The sequence below is a fragment of the Erythrobacter sp. genome (assembly GCF_030066995.1).
In the GTDB taxonomy this organism is placed as follows: Bacteria; Pseudomonadota; Alphaproteobacteria; order Sphingomonadales; family Sphingomonadaceae; genus Erythrobacter.
The window spans coordinates 233,583-248,436 of record NZ_JASJAP010000002.1; the positions used below are offsets into that span (position 1 = coordinate 233,583).

General features: G+C 63.8%; 15 protein-coding genes. 6 read left to right on the top strand and 9 right to left on the bottom strand.

The window, feature by feature from the left end; translation table 11 throughout:
* Nucleotides 1–16 precede the first annotated feature (16 nt).
* From QNI87_RS07320 to glnE, 7 genes are all read right to left on the bottom strand, one after another.
* A complete protein-coding gene (locus tag QNI87_RS07320) occupies nt 17–661 on the bottom strand; it encodes an OB-fold-containig protein (protein ID WP_300595525.1) in 645 nt (214 codons plus the stop codon).
* A 265-nt stretch (nt 662–926) separates the two neighbouring features.
* Nucleotides 927–2,234 carry a cytochrome P450 gene (locus QNI87_RS07325; RefSeq protein WP_300595526.1) on the bottom strand — a complete coding sequence of 436 codons (1,308 nt, stop codon included), beginning with the start codon at nt 2,232–2,234 and terminating at the stop codon, nt 927–929.
* Complete coding sequence (locus QNI87_RS07330; RefSeq protein ID WP_300595527.1) at nt 2,234–3,790, bottom strand: acyl-CoA synthetase; 1,557 nt, start codon at nt 3,788–3,790, stop codon at nt 2,234–2,236. Before QNI87_RS07330 ends, QNI87_RS07325 begins: the two co-directional genes overlap by 1 nt.
* A 247-nt stretch (nt 3,791–4,037) precedes the next feature.
* Nucleotides 4,038–4,757: a M23 family metallopeptidase gene (locus QNI87_RS07335; RefSeq protein ID WP_300595528.1), complete on the bottom strand. Its 720-nt coding sequence runs from the start codon at nt 4,755–4,757 to the stop codon at nt 4,038–4,040.
* A gap of 122 nt (nt 4,758–4,879) precedes the next feature.
* Nucleotides 4,880–5,671, bottom strand: coding sequence for a ferritin-like domain-containing protein (locus tag QNI87_RS07340; protein ID WP_300595529.1), 792 nt, complete (start codon nt 5,669–5,671; stop codon nt 4,880–4,882).
* 6 nt (nt 5,672–5,677) lie between these two features.
* Nucleotides 5,678–6,151, bottom strand: coding sequence for a peroxiredoxin (locus QNI87_RS07345; RefSeq protein ID WP_300595530.1), 474 nt, complete (start codon nt 6,149–6,151; stop codon nt 5,678–5,680).
* 14 nt (nt 6,152–6,165) lie between these two features.
* Nucleotides 6,166–8,925, bottom strand: a complete 2,760-nt coding sequence (gene glnE / locus QNI87_RS07350; RefSeq protein ID WP_300595531.1) for a bifunctional [glutamate--ammonia ligase]-adenylyl-L-tyrosine phosphorylase/[glutamate--ammonia-ligase] adenylyltransferase — start codon at nt 8,923–8,925, stop codon at nt 6,166–6,168.
* 113 nt (nt 8,926–9,038) lie between these two features.
* Here glnE and QNI87_RS07355 point away from each other — a divergent pair, with 113 nt between their 5' ends.
* Entirely contained in the window at nt 9,039–10,043 is a 1,005-nt protein-coding gene (locus QNI87_RS07355) for an agmatine deiminase family protein (protein ID WP_300595532.1), read from the top strand.
* A 34-nt stretch (nt 10,044–10,077) separates the two neighbouring features.
* Nucleotides 10,078–10,212: a hypothetical protein gene (locus tag QNI87_RS07360; RefSeq protein WP_300595533.1), complete on the top strand. Its 135-nt coding sequence runs from the start codon at nt 10,078–10,080 to the stop codon at nt 10,210–10,212.
* A 118-nt stretch (nt 10,213–10,330) separates the two neighbouring features.
* Here QNI87_RS07360 and thrS read toward each other — a convergent pair whose 3' ends face one another.
* The gene (gene thrS / locus QNI87_RS07365) at nt 10,331–12,295 is read right to left on the bottom strand and encodes a threonine--tRNA ligase (RefSeq protein ID WP_300595534.1); all 1,965 of its coding nucleotides are present in this window, start codon (nt 12,293–12,295) and stop codon (nt 10,331–10,333) included.
* Nucleotides 12,296–12,682: 387 nt separating this feature from the next.
* Between thrS and QNI87_RS07370 the strand changes: the two genes are divergently transcribed.
* Genes QNI87_RS07370 through QNI87_RS07385 form a run of 4 tightly spaced genes read left to right on the top strand, consistent with a single transcriptional unit; the run spans nt 12,683 to nt 14,120 of the window.
* Complete coding sequence (locus tag QNI87_RS07370; RefSeq protein ID WP_300595535.1) at nt 12,683–12,859, top strand: hypothetical protein; 177 nt, start codon at nt 12,683–12,685, stop codon at nt 12,857–12,859.
* On the top strand, nt 12,847–13,500 hold the full coding sequence (locus QNI87_RS07375; protein WP_300595536.1) for a hypothetical protein: 654 nt from the start codon (nt 12,847–12,849) through the stop codon (nt 13,498–13,500). The genes QNI87_RS07370 and QNI87_RS07375 overlap by 13 nt, the downstream gene beginning before the upstream one ends.
* Nucleotides 13,501–13,503: 3 nt before the next feature.
* On the top strand, nt 13,504–13,926 hold the full coding sequence (locus tag QNI87_RS07380) for a hypothetical protein (RefSeq protein ID WP_300595537.1): 423 nt from the start codon (nt 13,504–13,506) through the stop codon (nt 13,924–13,926).
* The gene (locus QNI87_RS07385) at nt 13,923–14,120 is read left to right on the top strand and encodes a helix-turn-helix transcriptional regulator (RefSeq protein ID WP_300595538.1); all 198 of its coding nucleotides are present in this window, start codon (nt 13,923–13,925) and stop codon (nt 14,118–14,120) included. The genes QNI87_RS07380 and QNI87_RS07385 overlap by 4 nt, the downstream gene beginning before the upstream one ends.
* 147 nt (nt 14,121–14,267) lie before the next feature.
* Here the strand turns inward: QNI87_RS07385 and QNI87_RS07390 are convergent, their stop codons facing one another.
* Nucleotides 14,268–14,711, bottom strand: coding sequence for a pyridoxamine 5'-phosphate oxidase family protein (locus QNI87_RS07390; protein ID WP_300595539.1), 444 nt, complete (start codon nt 14,709–14,711; stop codon nt 14,268–14,270).
* Between the last annotated feature and the right edge of the window lie 143 nt (nt 14,712–14,854).

The following is a 14,854-nucleotide window of genomic DNA, read 5'->3' on the forward strand; positions in this document are numbered from 1 at the left end:
GGGTTTTGGGCCCCTCTCAGTCCAGCTGCAGCTTCGGGCTTTCGTAATGCACCGCGTAGAACGTCTCCCCCTCGCGGCGCACAAGCAGGACAGTTTCGCCTGCGCTCAACACCGTATTGGGATCATGCGGTTCAACCATGACAAAATGAGGATGCCCGAAGACATCGATGACCCTCGATCGCGCCGGACTGCCGGCCCGCGCGGTGCCGATCTGGATTTCCGCATCGCGGCGCACCAGCGTATCGAGCGAGACCGCGCTGGTCTCATCCTGCGGCAACAGCCTGGCGAGCGGCCGCGTGAGCGCGCCGTTCACCGGCAGCGCCGCAACGCCGGCCAGAACCGCCGCAACCGCGGTGTCGAGCGGCTGACCCAAAAGCGCGATCGCCAATTGCTGGCCCGAGACACCTATCGCCGCGAAGACGAACAGCAGCACCATCAACCAGATGAGGAAGGGCACGCGCCCCAGCCCCAGCAGGCTGAACACGCCATCCATGAAGCTGCCGCTCACGGCGGCGTCCGGATCGACATCAAGCTCGATGTCGAGATCCGCGTCCGCGCTCTCGAACAGATCGCCAAGACCAACTATTTGCGCAACGCTGATAAGCACAAGCGCAATAAGGGCGGCCAAGAACGGTAAGTTGTATTCAGCCAGTAAAGTCATCGTATTGCGCCCGCAGACGGGGCTGCTGCGAAAATCGCAACATCCTTTCGTTCAGTTTTTGCCATGGGCAATCATTTATCACATGTTGTTCGTAATTGGAAGAAAAATCGGTTCATACAGGGTTCATTACGCCGGAATTTGCGAAATATGTCTCTAGGTTTAAGTCTGTTACGTGATCGCGATATTTCCTGTCTCCAGCCGAATTCCCGAACTCGTTCGAAATCCCCCGCTCTCGCATGCACTTCATCAACTAGCCTGCATTTGGTCAGACCGCCTTCAAGTAAAGCGGAAGTGCTTTGAGCCCGCCCACGAACGTGCTGGTCGCCCGTTTGGGCTCGCCGGCCAGCTCCACCTTCTCCACCCGGTCGAGAAGGGCTTCGAACAGGAGCCTCATTTCCAGCCGCGCAAGATGCAGGCCCAGACACTGATGCGCGCCCGCGCCAAAGGCGAGATGGCGGTTGGGCGAGCGCGCGGCGTCGAAGCGGCGCGGATCGTCGAACTGTGTCGGGTCATGATTGGCCGCGACATAGTTGATCATCATCCAGTCGCCCTTGCGGATCAGCTGCCCGCCGACCTCCACGTCCTCGGCTGCGGTGCGCATGAAGTGCTGCACGGGGCTGGTCCAGCGGATCGCTTCCTCGACAATTCCCGGTAGCAAGGAGCGGTCAGCGCGAACCCGCGCCCATTGCTCCCGATCCTGCGCGAGCGCCTGCATCGCGCCGGCGGTCGAGGCGCTGGTCGTGTCGTGCCCGGCGGTCGCGACGATGATGTAATAGCCCGCCATATCGCGCGGCGGCAGCGGTTCGCCGTCGACGGTTGCGTTGGCGATCACGCTGGCGACGTCATCGGTGGGGTTGGCCCGGCGATCTTCGGCGAGCGCGGCAAAGTAGTCCTCAAAGCTCTTCACCGCGCCCGCGACTAGCTGGATCACTTGCTCGGGCGACATCTGGTCCATGCCGGTGCCCGAGAGGTCCTTGTCCTGCCCGCCAAACAGCTGCTGGGTGAGCATCTGCATGCGCGGTTCGTCCTCGGTCGGAACGCCGAGGATCTGCATGACGACCCGCAAGGGGTACGGCCCGGACACCTTCTCGACAAAGTCCAGTTCGGGACCCGCGTCAATCATCGCATCGACGGTGCGCGCGGCAAGCGCCCGGATCTCCGCCTCGATGCGCTTGAGATTGCGCGGCATGAACCAGTCCTGGGTCAGCTTGCGATATTTGGGGTGGATCGGCGCGTCGAAGACCACCAGCGAATCCACCAGCATGTCCGAACCCGTCGCCGCGCGGCTGAACTCGATCGCCTGATTGAAGCTGAAGACCACCGGTTTGGGATTGTTGAGGAAGGTCGCGTTGTCCTTCGATATGCGCATCACATCATCGTACCGGCTGATGAACCAGAACGGCTCGAACAACCCCTCTTCCTGCGGCACCACCTTGGCAACCGGCGTCGTTGCGCGAATGAGATCGAATGTATCGAGCAGGCCATCCCACTCAGCGTAAGCGTGCGGATCGATCACCGCCTTGGCCAGCGGGGTGGGGAGGACAGCCGGCTCGCCTCGCGCCGCGCTCGCCATCACGCGTTCTCGCGCGCTTTGGCGACGTATTCGTCGCGCAGCTCTCGCTTGTACAGCTTGCCGTTGGCCTCGCGCGGGAGTTCGGGACGAAAATCGAACAGCTTGGGCATCTTCATCCGTGCAAGATTGGGCGCGAGAAACGCGCGCAGCTCGTCCTCGAACGCGTCTCCGGCCGCGCCCATGTCCATCGGCTGCACCACGGCGACGACCTTCTCGCCAAGGTCGGGATCCGGCGCACCGATGACGGCGGCGTCCATCACCTTGTCGTGCGTCACCAGCAGGTTCTCGATTTCCTGCGGGTAGATGTTCACCCCGCCCGAGATGATCATGTGGCTCTTGCGGTCGGTGAGATAAAGAAAGCCGTCCTCATCGACATGGCCGATATCGCCGAGCGTCATCCAGCCTTGCGCGTGCATCGCCTCGGCGGTCTTGTCGGGATCGTTGTGATAGGTAGGCAGCAGATCGTTCTCGAAGAAGATCAGGCCGTCCTGCCCGGCCGGAACCTCTTCCCCATCCGGGCTGCAAATGTGCAGCTTGCCATAGATCGGCGCGCCGACCGTTCCGGGGTGGGCGAGCCATTGTTCGCTCCTGGCGAAGGTCATGCCGATGCTCTCCGAGCCGGCGTAGTATTCGTTCACGATCGGGCCCCACCATTCAATCATCTCGCGCTTGATGGGAACGGGGCATGGCGCGGCGGCGTGGAGCGCGCGCTGGTGACTGGAAAGATCGTAGCGGGTGCGAATCGCCGGATCGAGTTTGAGGAACCGGACAAAATGGGTCGGCACCCATTGGCTGTCGGTCACCTTGTAGGTTTCGATCGCCTTGAGCGCGGCTTCGGGTTCGAACTTCTCCATCACAACGACCGTCCCGCCGAGCCGATGAACGGTCGAACACCACCCAAGCGGCGCGGCGTGGTAAAGCGGGGCGGGCGAGAGATAGACCATCGAGCCATCGGCGGGCATGCCAGCGCCCAGCGTCGCGAGGCCCATCAGCGGAACGGGAGCCATGGGATCGGGGTCGGCGGGCGGCGCGGGTTTGACGCCCTTGGGCTGGCCTGTCGTACCGCTCGAATAGAGCATGATGAGCCCGGCGCGCTGGTCCTCGACCGGCGCGTCGCTGTGGCGCGCCAGTTCGGCGGCGAAATCGTCGTCGGCACCGCTGTCCATAACGAGGATCTCGAGATCGGGGCATTCGGCACGGACGGTGTCGAGCGCCTCGGAGAAATGGGTCGAGGTGATCAGCAGCTTCGCTTCGGAATCCTTGAGGATGTAGGCAATTTCCGGCCCGGTCAGGCGGGTCGAGATCGGGACCAGCATGGTGCCAACGCGCTGCGAGCCCCAGTTGAGGACGAAGTATTCGAGCCGGTTCTCAAGCAGGACGGCGAAGGCGTCTCCCCCCTCGGCGGTGGGGCCAAGCTTGCGTTGCCTGAGAAGGCGGGCGAACCGGTTCGCTTCGGCGTCCATTTCGGCGTAGGTCATCCGGTCGCCGCTGCCGGTCATGATGACGGCAGGATGGTCGGGACGGTTCGCGGCGTGCGCGATCGGATGCAGGGTCATATTTCTCTCCACTCACGCGGCGGGGCGAAGCCCGGTACGGGCCGCGACGCGGGCGCGCTTTGTCTCTCTCGAAAGGAAATCTAACGAGGCGGTCCGTGCACTCAAGTGAAATCGAAAAGCCCATTCGGCCCCGCGCCGCTAACCGCGCGCTGGCGCAAAAAAAGGCGGCGGGAAAACCCGCCGCCCATACTCGGACACCCTCTCCAATGTCCGACCCGCTTCCAGGCGGGTTAACTCTTAAAAGCGCTCACTCGCCCCCTTGGCCCGTGTAGCGCGCGGATCCGGTTGTACCCTTCTCCGCAACCGTGGTGACCTCTTTCATATAGGGAATCGGATTGACTGCAACCCCATCGACGCGAACTTCATAGTGAAGGTGCGGCCCGGTCGAACGCCCGGTGGACCCTACGTAACCGATGACATCGCCCTTCTTCACTTCCTGACCGTCGGCCACCAGAAGCTTGGAAAGGTGCGCGTAGCGGGTTTGCAGTTCGGCGCCGTGATCAAGGTAGATGACCAGACCATAGGAACTTGAGCGATCCGCCCTGGCCACTTCGCCATCGGCGGTGGCGTAGACCGGCGTCCCGGTCGGCGCGGCGAGATCGATGCCGCTGTGCTTCTTCCGGCGGCGCAAAACAGGATGCACGCGCATGCCATAACCGCTCGTCAGGCGACCCGTGGTCAACGGGCTGCGAGAGGGCACCGACACCGGCTGCGGCACGCTTGGCGTTTCGACAGCGAACGGATCCGGACCAGCGGTATCGAGCGCAGTCCAACGTGCAAACAGCTGACGAAAGCTGGGATCGCCGGTGGCAAGTTCTTCCGCCTGCGCCTCTTCGACAGGCGTTGTGACGTCAGCCGCGGTCGAGGCGGACGTGTTGGCCAAGGCAGGCGAGGCCGCGCTCAGCATCAAAGCGGCGCCGCCTAATTTCAGAAAAATGGAACCCTTGTGCCCCTGAGCAATACGCATGACGACCCATTCCTTTATCTGGGACTCTTTTGGCCCCGGCGCCGCTCGATTATCGGCTTAGCGCGAAATAACGGCGGGAAATCCCGCTTTTTTAAGACCCGTGGACCTTTCAATCGGATTCGTTAAAGAGCAATCTCCGCGTAGAAATCGCGCGACAGACCGGCTGCAAGCCGCGCTGAGTCGTTGAATGGGGGTTTAACGGCGCCGCGAAAATGGGTGCTTACCAGCGATTTCCAGAGCTTTTCCGGCTTTTCGGACCGATTCTCGGCCAAAGCGACAAAATGCTTGGTGCCAAAGGCGACATGACGAATCTCATCGTCAAGGATGCGAGTCAGGATTTTTGCGCCGTTTTCATCCCCTGCCGCTTTCACCCGCTCAAGGGTCGCAGGCGTCACGTCGAGACCGCGCGCTTCGAGCACCATCGGCACGATCGCCAGTCGCGCGGCCACATCGTGCCGGGTCTCGTAGGCGACTTGCCACAGCCCGCCATGCGCCGGTAGCGCGCCATAATAGCTGCCGAGCGACTGGAGCTTTCGAGCAAGCAGCGCGTGATGCATCGCTTCATCGGCGGCGACCGAGAGAAAGTCGCTCACGAACTCCTCACCCAGCGCCTCACCGAAGCGCCCGGCCATATCGAGCGCCAGATCAATGGCGACGAATTCGATGTGCGCAAGGCTGTGCCACAAGGCGATGCGCGCGCGCTCAGAGCCGCCGCGCCCGCGTTTGGGCATCTTGTTGGGCGGCAAAAGCTCAGGCTCGTCGGGCCGCGCGGGATGGTCCGGCATAGCCTCATCGAACACGAATGCGAGGTGCCCCTGCCGCCACCGGCGCGCCACCTCGCGCGTCGCAAAGCACTTGGCGCGCGGCTGGGCGGTCAACAGCGCGGCGCGAATGGCCGAGGCAACGGACTGCATGGCAGCCTAGAGCGCCTTGGCGGCGGCCAGGACTTCTTCCGCGTGGCCCTTTACCTTCACCTTGGGCCAGACCTGCGCGATCTTTCCGTCCGCGCCGACGAGATAGGTTGATCGGACCATGCCCATATAGGTCTTCCCGTACATCTGCTTCTCGGCCCAGACGCCCAGCGCGTCGGACAGCCCGTCTTCCTCCGCGTCGGTTGCCAGGGGCGTGGTCAGGCCGTGCTTGGCGATGAAGTTCTGGTGCTTCTTGGCGCTGTCCTTGCTGACGCCCAGCAGCTCGACGCTCGCCGCGTCGAACTCGCCTTTCAGAGCGGTGAAGTCTTTGGCCTCCGTGGTGCAGCCGGGCGTGTTGTCCTTGGGATAGAAAAACACGACGAGCTTCTTGCCCGCAAAGTCACCGGGTTTGACCGTGCCGCCATCCGGTGTGCCCATTTCGATGTCGGGCATCGGGTCGCCGACTGCGGGAAAATCGCTCATGATGTGTGCTCCGTTCAGGTTGTTTGGGGGACTGTGTCGGAAATGTCTGCGTCAAAGGTCTGGTTCCAAACCGCGCATACACGCGCGCGCGCCGCAGCGAAATCGGCAAGCAGCGCCTCGTAGCTTTCGGCGCGGCACGCCCGGGCGAGCGCGCGGGCGGCGCAGGCTGGCGGCTCCAGGCCATCGGGCGCGAGCAGGCGCAGTGCGACAAGCATGCGGGTCAGCAGATCGTAGTCCGACCGAAAGCTCTCGGGCAAAAGGCCGGCGGCGGTGAGTGCGGGGATGGCGGCGCCAAGATCGGGCGAATAGGCGTCCGGAAACCGATCGGCGAGCGCGGTGGCATCGCGAGCGACGCCGCGCAGCTGGAAATAGTGGACCAGGAACTCGCAGTCGATCAGCCCGCCACGCTGGCGCTTTACGTCAAGCGGTCCTGCCGGTGACTTGTGCCGCGCCATTTGCGCGCGCATGTCGCTTACCTCGGCCCGCACGCTGTGCGGATCGCGCGCGCGGCGCAGCACCTTGCGCATGATCGTTTCCAGCACGGAGTGCCCCTTAGGCGACCCGATCAGGACCCGCGCCCGGGCCAGCGCCATATGCTCCCACGTCCAGGCGGCGTCGCGCTGATACTTCTCGAACGCAGCACAGCTTACCGCAAGCGGCCCCTGCGCGCCCTGCGGCCGGAGCCGTGTGTCCACTTCGTAAAGCGCTCCTTGCGCGGTCGGCACCGATAGAGCGGCGGTCACCCGGCTGGCGAGGCGGTTGTAGTAATTGGTCGTCGAAAGCGAGCGCTCCCCGTCCGAGCGCAGCGAAAGATCGCCGTTGAACAGGTAGACGAGGTCCAGGTCCGAGGCGTGGGTCAGCGCTCCACCGCCGAAGCGGCCCAGACCCAGGACCAGCAATTCGCTGCCTTCTATCCGGCCATGCCGCGCTGCAAACTCGGCGTGAGCTGCGGGAACGGCAAGGCTGAGCGCGGCCCCCGCGATCCGAGACAACGCCGCGCCGATCGCAAGCGGATCGGCCAGCCCTTCGATCAACTGGATGCCCAGCGCAAAGCGCAATTCGCCGGTTATGCGCCGGATCGCGTCGAGCAGCGCCTCGTAATCGCTGCGCTCGGCGCTGCGCTGGATATGCGCTGCGATGTCCTCCACCGAGCCGGGCAATTCCAGCGCGCCTGAATCGAGCAGGATGTCGAGCAATTCCGGCTTGCGCGCCAATTCATCCGATAGAGTGGGCGCGAGAGTGAGCGCGCCGACCAAGCGATCGAGCAAGTGCGGCTGAGCGTTGAGCAGGCGAAACAACGTCACAGCCGTGGAGGCGCGTTCCAGCAGGTTCTCCCAGCGGGTGAGCGCGCGCATGGGATCATCGCTCTGGGCAAAGGCCTCCAGCAAGGCTGGCGTCAGCGCGTCAAAGGCGGCAAGCGCCTGTTCGCTGCGCAGGGTCTGATAGCGCCCGTCGCGCCAGGCCGCGATGCGCTCGGCAAGGCCCTTGGCGTTGTCGAAACCCAAGGTGCCGAGCCGCTCCTCACGCTCTTCTTGCGGCATGGGCTCGGACGCGGGGGCTGCGGGCGCGCGTTTCGGCTCCCCGATCAGCTTGGAGTAGATCTGTGCGGTCTCATCGGTCAGCGCGCGCAGCTCGTCCACCAGAGCCGATCCGTCAGCCAAGCCATCGAGGCGCGCGACATTGTCGAGCAAAGGCCCTTTGGGAAGGCTGTGCGTCTGGCTGTCGTTGATCATTTGCAGGCGGTGCTCGACGACGCGAAGTCGATCGTAATGGCGAGCGAGGGTCTCCGCGTGGTCCGGCACGATCCGGCCCGCTTTCGCAAGCGCGTCAAGCGCCGCGTGAGTCCCGCGAACGCGGAGCGCCGGATCGCGCCCGCCATGGATAAGCTGGAAGGTCTGGACAATGAATTCGATCTCGCGAATCCCGCCGCGCCCGCGTTTGACGTTATAGCCTCGCCCTGGCGTCAGCGGCCCAGACGACGTGTCGCGGATACGCGCGGTGAGCGAACGGATCTCCTCCATCGCGCCAAAATCGAGCGCGGAACGCCAGACGAAGGGGCGGATCGCCTCAAGGAACGCTTCGCCCGCCTGGATATCTCCCGCCGCCGCGCGCGCGCGTGTAAACGCGGCGCGCTCCCACGGCAGAGCCGCGCTTTGATAATGCACCAGAGCCAGCTCGCGCGGAACCGCCAGCAAGCTGATCTCGCTCGCGGGGCGCAGGCGCAGATCCACACGGAAAGCGTAGCCCTCGGCCGTGTTTTCCGACAGCAGCGCAATGATCCGCCGAGTGTATCTTTGCGCGGCCTCGCCCGGATCGTCTGTCGCGCGGCGTGGCAGGGCGGCGGGATCGAAGAGCAGGACCGGATCGATGTCGGAGGAGTAGTTGAGTTCGCCCGCGCCTTGCTTGCCAAGCGCCAAGGCGATGAAGCCGCGCGCGCTATCCTCTCCGGTGCGCTCTTGGATCGCGGTGCGGATCGCGCGGTCCAGCGCGCGGTCCGCGAACGCGGTCAACTCCCCCATCACCCGCGTCAGCGAGAACGCGCCGGCCAGATCGCCAATCGCCAGCGCCGTCGCCAAAGCCAATCGCTCGCGCCTGAGCGCAACACCGGTGTCTTCGCACCGGCCACGCTCGCGCGCCCAATCGAGCGCCGCCTCACCCTGCCCGTGCGCAAGGAGCTCGGCCAGCTCGGGCAGGCGATCGAGCGAGCGAGCGAGGAAGGGCGCGTAAGCGCGTGCGCGGCCAAGGGCGCTGGTCCAGGCGGCGAGGTCAGCCATTGTCACCGCCGATTTGGCGCGCGCAGCCTCGGCGCGCAAGTGGGTGAGTTTGCCTGCGAAGCGCAAGCCTGTAAGGCCGCCAGCGCTCGCCCGCTTTGCAAGGAACTTCGCGCATGCCCAAACTCCTCACGCCACCGGAATGGGCGCCCCAGGAATGGCTCTGGATCGGGTTTCCGCATCTCACGGAGGAATGGCCCGGATATCTCGAGGCCGCGCAGCAGCAGATCGCACGGTTTGCAAGCGCGGTCGCCGACAGCGGACAGGCGGTGCGTTTGCTGGTGCGCGGCGAGGCGAACGAAGAGCGGGCGCGGGCGCTGGTCAGCTCGAAAGTGACGTTGGAGCAGCGTGTCTACGGAGACATCTGGCTGCGCGACACCGGCCCCTTGGTGGTGTTCGAGGACGGCCAACGCGTGGCGCGACGCTTTGGCTTTAACGGGTGGGGCGGGAAATACGAAATGCCGGGCGATGCGACGATCGGTGCCCAGCTCGCAAAGGACGCGGGACTGGCGATACAGACGAGCCCCATGATCCTTGAGGGCGGCGCGATCGACACCGACGGAACAGGCTGCGCGATCACAACCGAGCAGTGCCTGTTGGAGCCCAACCGTAATCCGGCGATGACCCAAGACGCCATCGAAGCCGAACTCTTCGAGCGTCTGGGATTCGACCGCGTGGTCTGGCTTGGCAAGGGCCTCGTCAACGATCACACGGACGGCCATGTCGACAATCTCGCCCGGTTCGTGGCGCCGGGCCGCGTGGTGGTTCCCGAGGCGAGCGGGGCGGACGATCCCAACGCGCCGATCTACGCTGATGCCGCCGTGCGCGCGGTGGCCGCTGAACTGGACGTGGTCCGCATTCCTTCGCCGGGAAGGATCGAGCGCGGCGGCGCGGTCGAGCCCGCAAGCTACGTGAATTTCGCGATCACCACGCACCTGGTGGTCGTGCCCACATTCGGGACAGCCTACGACGCTGACGGTGTCGCGGCGATTGCTGCGCTCTTTGCGGACCGGGATACCATTGGATTGCCAGCCGAGGCGGTGCTGGCCGGCGGCGGCGGATTCCACTGCGCCAGCCAGCACATGCCGCTCGCACCCGAGCGCCCCTTTTCGCTCGGTTAACACTCTCTTAGGAAATTTGCGCGAGCCTTTGCTCATGCAAAGAGCAAAAGGTCTTTCCCTGCGCGCCTGCGCGATCGCTCAACAGCGTGCGGAGCAATTGGCGACCGGCGTCGTCGTTCTCGCCTGCGCCGCGGCTCTGATCCTCGCGGGCCAGCCTGTTCCGCTTTAGCGCAGAGCCTGGCAGGCCGTAGCCAGAGTTCGCGGCACCGGTTTGAGGCCCATCGCCAAAGCAGCCGATAAAACGCCGCGAACGCCGCCGCGCCCAAGACCTGACCAACAAGACCGCGCTAGGCCGCAAGATCGGGCGGCAGGGCCGCCTCGGTCAGCGTTGCAATCGCCTCGTCGAGCGGCAGGAACTTCTGTTCCTTTTCGCCCAAGATCCGCATCGCCACCGTGCCCTCTTCGGCCTCGCGCTTGCCGACGACCAGAAGGTAGGGAACCTTGGCAAGCGAATGCTCACGCACCTTGTAGTTGATCTTCTCGTTGCGAAGGTCGCTGTCGACACGAAGGCCCGCCTGTTTGAGCTTGGCTTCCACATCGAGCGCGTAGTCATCGGCGTCTGACACAATCGTCGCCACGACCGCTTGTTGCGGGGCGAGCCACATCGGCAGGCGCCCGGCATAGTGTTCGATCAGGATGCCGATGAAGCGTTCGAGCGAGCCGAACAGCGCGCGGTGAAGCATCACCGGCCGGTGCTTTTCGCCGTCTTCGCCGACATAGCCGATATCGAAGGCCTCGGGCAGGTTCATGTCGACCTGCAAGGTGCCGCACTGCCAATCGCGCCCGATCGCATCGCGCAGGACAAATTCGAGCTTGGGCCCGTAGAACGCGCCTTCACCCTCGTTGATCGTGTATTCGAGCCCCATCGCATCGAGCGTGTCGATCAGCGAACCCTCCAGCGTGTCCCAGACTTCGTCGGACCCCATGCGGTTTTCAGGGCGCGTCGAGAGCTTGATCCGCACATCGTCGAACCCGAACTCGCGATAGATATCGAGGATCAGCGCGACGACATCGCGGTTCTCGTCGTTCAATTGCTCGGGCGTGCAGAAGATGTGCGCGTCGTCCTGCGTGAAGTGGCGCACGCGCATCAGGCCATGCAGCGCGCCCGACGGCTCATAGCGGTGGACCTTGCCAAACTCGGCCATGCGCAGCGGCAGGTCGCGATAGCTCTTGAGGCCATGCGCGAACAGCGACACGCCGCCGGGGCAGTTCATCGGCTTGAGCGCAAAAACGCGCTCGTCTTCGGTCTGGGTCGTGAACATGTGCTCGCCGTAATTGAACCAGTGGCCCGAGGTCTCCCACAGGCTGCGGTCCATCACGTCGGGCGTGTTGACCTCGACATAGCCCGCCTTTTCCTGGCGGCGACGCATATAGGTCAAGAGGTTCTGGAACATCTGCCAGCCATGCGGGTGCCAGAAGACGGCGCCCGGCGCGAAATCCTCGAAGTGGAACAGGTCCAGCTCCCGGCCAAGCTTGCGATGGTCGCGCTTGGCCGCCTCTTCGAGCCGGTGGAGGTGGGCGTTCAATTGCTTCTTGTTGAGCCAGCCCGTACCATAGATACGCGTCAATTGCGCGTTGTTCTGATCGCCGCGCCAATAGGCGCCCGCCGTGCGCATCAGCTTGAAGGCCTGCGGATCGAGCTTGCCGGTGGAAGCGAGATGCGGCCCGCGGCACATGTCGAGCCACGCGCCCTTACTGCCGGGCTCGCCCGACCAGTATACCGTCAGCTCTTCGTCTTCGGGAAGTTCCCTGGCCCACTCGGCCTTGAAGCTCTCGCCTTCGGCTTCCCACTTTTCGATCAGCTGATCGCGCGACCAGACTTCGCGGATCAGCGGTTTGTCCGCCTTGATGATCTCGCGCATCTTTTCCTCGATCGCGGGCAGATCTTCGAGCCCGAACGGCTCACGCGAGGCGGGCGCCATCACGTCGTAGTAAAAGCCATCATCGGTCGCCGGGCCGAAGGTGATCTGCGTGCCCGGCCACAGCGCCTGCACCGCCTCGGCGAGCACATGCGCGTAGTCATGGCGCACCAGTTCGAGCGCCTCGTCCTCGTCGCGCGCGGTGATGAGTGAAAGCTCCGCGTCGCCGTCGATCGGGCGGTTAAGGTCGCGCACTTCGCCATTGACGCGCGCGGCCAGAGCGGCCTTGGCAAGCCCCGGTCCGATGGCTGCGGCCACGTCGGCGGGGGTGCTGCCCGGTGCAATCGGTCGCACCGATCCGTCGGGGAGGCTAATCCTGATCTGTTCGTTCATCGTTCAAGTCCGTCTGCGCGTCTGTGTCACACTCGGCGCGCGCTTTAAGCGAAGCGGGCGCGCGCCGAAAGGGGCGGCGTGAGGGTTTCAGGACCGATTTCGGGAAGACACCGCGCCACCCGAGACCGGGTGGCAGTGGCTGACGCTTAGCGCGCGACCGACCGCCCCCGGATATCCCAGGGTGTAGTGGTCGTAGTCCGGGTGGACATCGCGATCAGCGCACAAGCCATGGGAAGCGCTATAGGGCGCAAACCTTTCAAAGTCACCCTTTCGTTCAATAAGTACATCCGGAGAGGAGCGGTTCCTCGTTGATTATGGAAAGTTTGCTTGACACCGACGAAACGGTATGACAAGTGTCCTTTCCATTATTGAAAGGGAGCTTTACCAATGCGTGTGGTTGCACAATCGCTTACCTGGGCCTGCGTCATCCTATTTGTCGCCCTTGTCCTGCACACGAACGGCGTCAGCGCCAGTGCGAGCACGGGGGTCGTCTTTGGCCTGGTCGGCGCGGCCTGGGGAACCCTCCAGTCCGAAAAGCCGTGCCCGGCCGGATGCCTGATGTGAGCGGCGCGGCGTTCAAGAACAGGACGCGCGCCGCCGGCTTTCTGGGCCGCGGCCCGTGGTTCTGGTTGGGCATGACCTGTGCCTCGACCGCCGCGCTTGTCGGCCTCGCTCTTAGCGATGCGATCGAGAGCAAGGGGACCGTTTTCATCCTGTTTATCGTCCCGCTCCTTTCCATGGTGGCGATGGCGGTGTCGTTGCTCAGGCTGAACGAGGCAGGCTCGGGCAATTGCGTGCCCAAAGGCATCGCCCAACGCCGCTATATCAAGCGCGTCGCCATCTTCACCTCGCTCTATCTTGCGACCTTTGCGTTCATGACCTTCGCCGACGAGGCCTTCGTCGTTCCGCTAGCCGGGCGCGTTGCGATCGCGCTGCTGCCGGGCCTTGCGGTGTCCGGCGTGTTCTGGGCGATCGCGCGCCTCATAATCGAGGAGCAGGACGAATTCCTGCGCATGCTGACGATCCGCCAGACGCTCATCGCCTCGGGCTTCGCGCTCAGCCTCGCCTCGATCTGGGGGTTCCTGGAATCGGCCGATCTGGTCGTCCATCTTGACGCCTATTGGGTTGCCATCGCCTGGTTTTTCGGACTGCTTATCGGAGCCGGCGCAAATTTCGCGCAGCACGGCACCATGGGAGTGGCCTGAGCCATGCCGAACCCGGCCTCCGCTGCAACCGGGCGCTACCTCAAACGCTTGGCCGTCCTGATGGCCCTCTACATGATCGCGGTGTTCGGCGTTGGCTGGACGTTCCGTACGATCCAGCCCGAAGGCCCGCTCGCCTTTGCGCTCGCCGTCGTTCCGGCTCTGCCTGTCATCGGCGTGTTCTGGGCGGTGATGCGGCTGCTGGTCGAGGAGACCGACGAATACATCCGCTTTCTGTTTGTGCGTCAGTGCCTGTTCGCCACCGGCTTTTGCCTTGCCGTCGTGACGGTGTGGCAGTGGCTGCAAAACTACGAGGTTCTCCCGCCCGGAAATGGCGGGTTTGGCGCGGCCTTCTTCTGGTTTGTGGGGCTTGGGCTTGGCGCTGTGTTCAACCGCGTGACCGAGGGCCACTGGGGGCAACGCGAGTGAAGAACAGACTAAAGGTCCTGCGCGCCGAGCGCGAGTGGTCGCAGCAGGATCTCGCCGATCGCCTCGGCGTTTCGCGCCAGAGTGTCAACGCGATAGAGAAAGGCCGCTACGACCCCTCGCTGCCGCTCGCCTTCAGCATTGCAGAGGTGTTCGAGCTGCCGATCGAGGCGATCTTCAGCCGCGATATGGGTTGAGATTTCACACCGTAAACCCGCGTTCACGCGGCCTCCGCTCGCGCTCGGGAGCAGGCGATTTAGGGGGTGAGAAGCGGATGGTCGAGCAATGGCCGAGAGGTCGGGCAACGCGCCGTGGCTCCGGCGCTCTTTCCCAAAGCCTTCACGCTAGGTCTGACTGTAATGATCCTTCCATTGCGATCGCACCTCCAGCTCAGAGAGGCCCTGATCGTATGCAGGGGAGACCAACGGCATCGACGAGCTAACGTCCATCACGATCACCGAATTGATGTCTGACACGGCTCCTTTGGACCGCAAGAACTCGACCAATTGTTCGAACATTTTCCCTTCGGCAAGAACAACGCATTCGCCCTTGAACCGGAAGCCCTTGCGAGAGAAGTGATCAACCACATTCAATTCGGCGACGGGTTGATGCAACAAGTTAGAGACAGTGCCGGGAGAGCGGATTTCGCCAATCACGATCTGCCGTTCATTGAGAACGAATGTCAGACCTTTGGGGGACAGGTTCGGGGTGCCGTCCGGACACACTGTGGCCAAAAAGCCAAGGCGCTGATCGGCAACGAATTTTTCAATCTCGCTCGTAAGCTCCATCACGCTCGATATTTACACCAGATCCGGGCTGACGGAAACCGGGAGGGTCGAGCGGCGTCAGCCGCAGTCTCAGCGAAACCCGATGTGTGTGATCGAGGGTTGCAAGCCGACAGCCCGCATCCGCGCTCAGGTCGTCCCTTGCC

Bases quoted from the DNA above. Each gene is read 5' to 3' on its own strand.
- QNI87_RS07320 (WP_300595525.1), bottom strand. From the start codon at position 661: ATGACTTTACTGGCTGAATACAACTTACCGTTCTTGGCCGCCCTTATT.
- QNI87_RS07325 (WP_300595526.1), bottom strand. From the start codon at position 2,234: ATGGCGAGCGCGGCGCGAGGCGAGCCGGCTGTCCTCCCCACCCCGCTG.
- QNI87_RS07330 (WP_300595527.1), bottom strand. From the start codon at position 3,790: ATGACCCTGCATCCGATCGCGCACGCCGCGAACCGTCCCGACCATCCT.
- QNI87_RS07335 (WP_300595528.1), bottom strand. From the start codon at position 4,757: ATGCGTATTGCTCAGGGGCACAAGGGTTCCATTTTTCTGAAATTAGGC.
- QNI87_RS07340 (WP_300595529.1), bottom strand. From the start codon at position 5,671: ATGCAGTCCGTTGCCTCGGCCATTCGCGCCGCGCTGTTGACCGCCCAG.
- QNI87_RS07345 (WP_300595530.1), bottom strand. From the start codon at position 6,151: ATGAGCGATTTTCCCGCAGTCGGCGACCCGATGCCCGACATCGAAATG.
- glnE (WP_300595531.1), bottom strand. From the start codon at position 8,925: ATGGCTGACCTCGCCGCCTGGACCAGCGCCCTTGGCCGCGCACGCGCT.
- QNI87_RS07355 (WP_300595532.1), top strand. From the start codon at position 9,039: ATGCCCAAACTCCTCACGCCACCGGAATGGGCGCCCCAGGAATGGCTC.
- QNI87_RS07360 (WP_300595533.1), top strand. From the start codon at position 10,078: ATGCAAAGAGCAAAAGGTCTTTCCCTGCGCGCCTGCGCGATCGCTCAA.
- thrS (WP_300595534.1), bottom strand. From the start codon at position 12,295: ATGAACGAACAGATCAGGATTAGCCTCCCCGACGGATCGGTGCGACCG.
- QNI87_RS07370 (WP_300595535.1), top strand. From the start codon at position 12,683: ATGCGTGTGGTTGCACAATCGCTTACCTGGGCCTGCGTCATCCTATTT.
- QNI87_RS07375 (WP_300595536.1), top strand. From the start codon at position 12,847: ATGCCTGATGTGAGCGGCGCGGCGTTCAAGAACAGGACGCGCGCCGCC.
- QNI87_RS07380 (WP_300595537.1), top strand. From the start codon at position 13,504: ATGCCGAACCCGGCCTCCGCTGCAACCGGGCGCTACCTCAAACGCTTG.
- QNI87_RS07390 (WP_300595539.1), bottom strand. From the start codon at position 14,711: ATGGAGCTTACGAGCGAGATTGAAAAATTCGTTGCCGATCAGCGCCTT.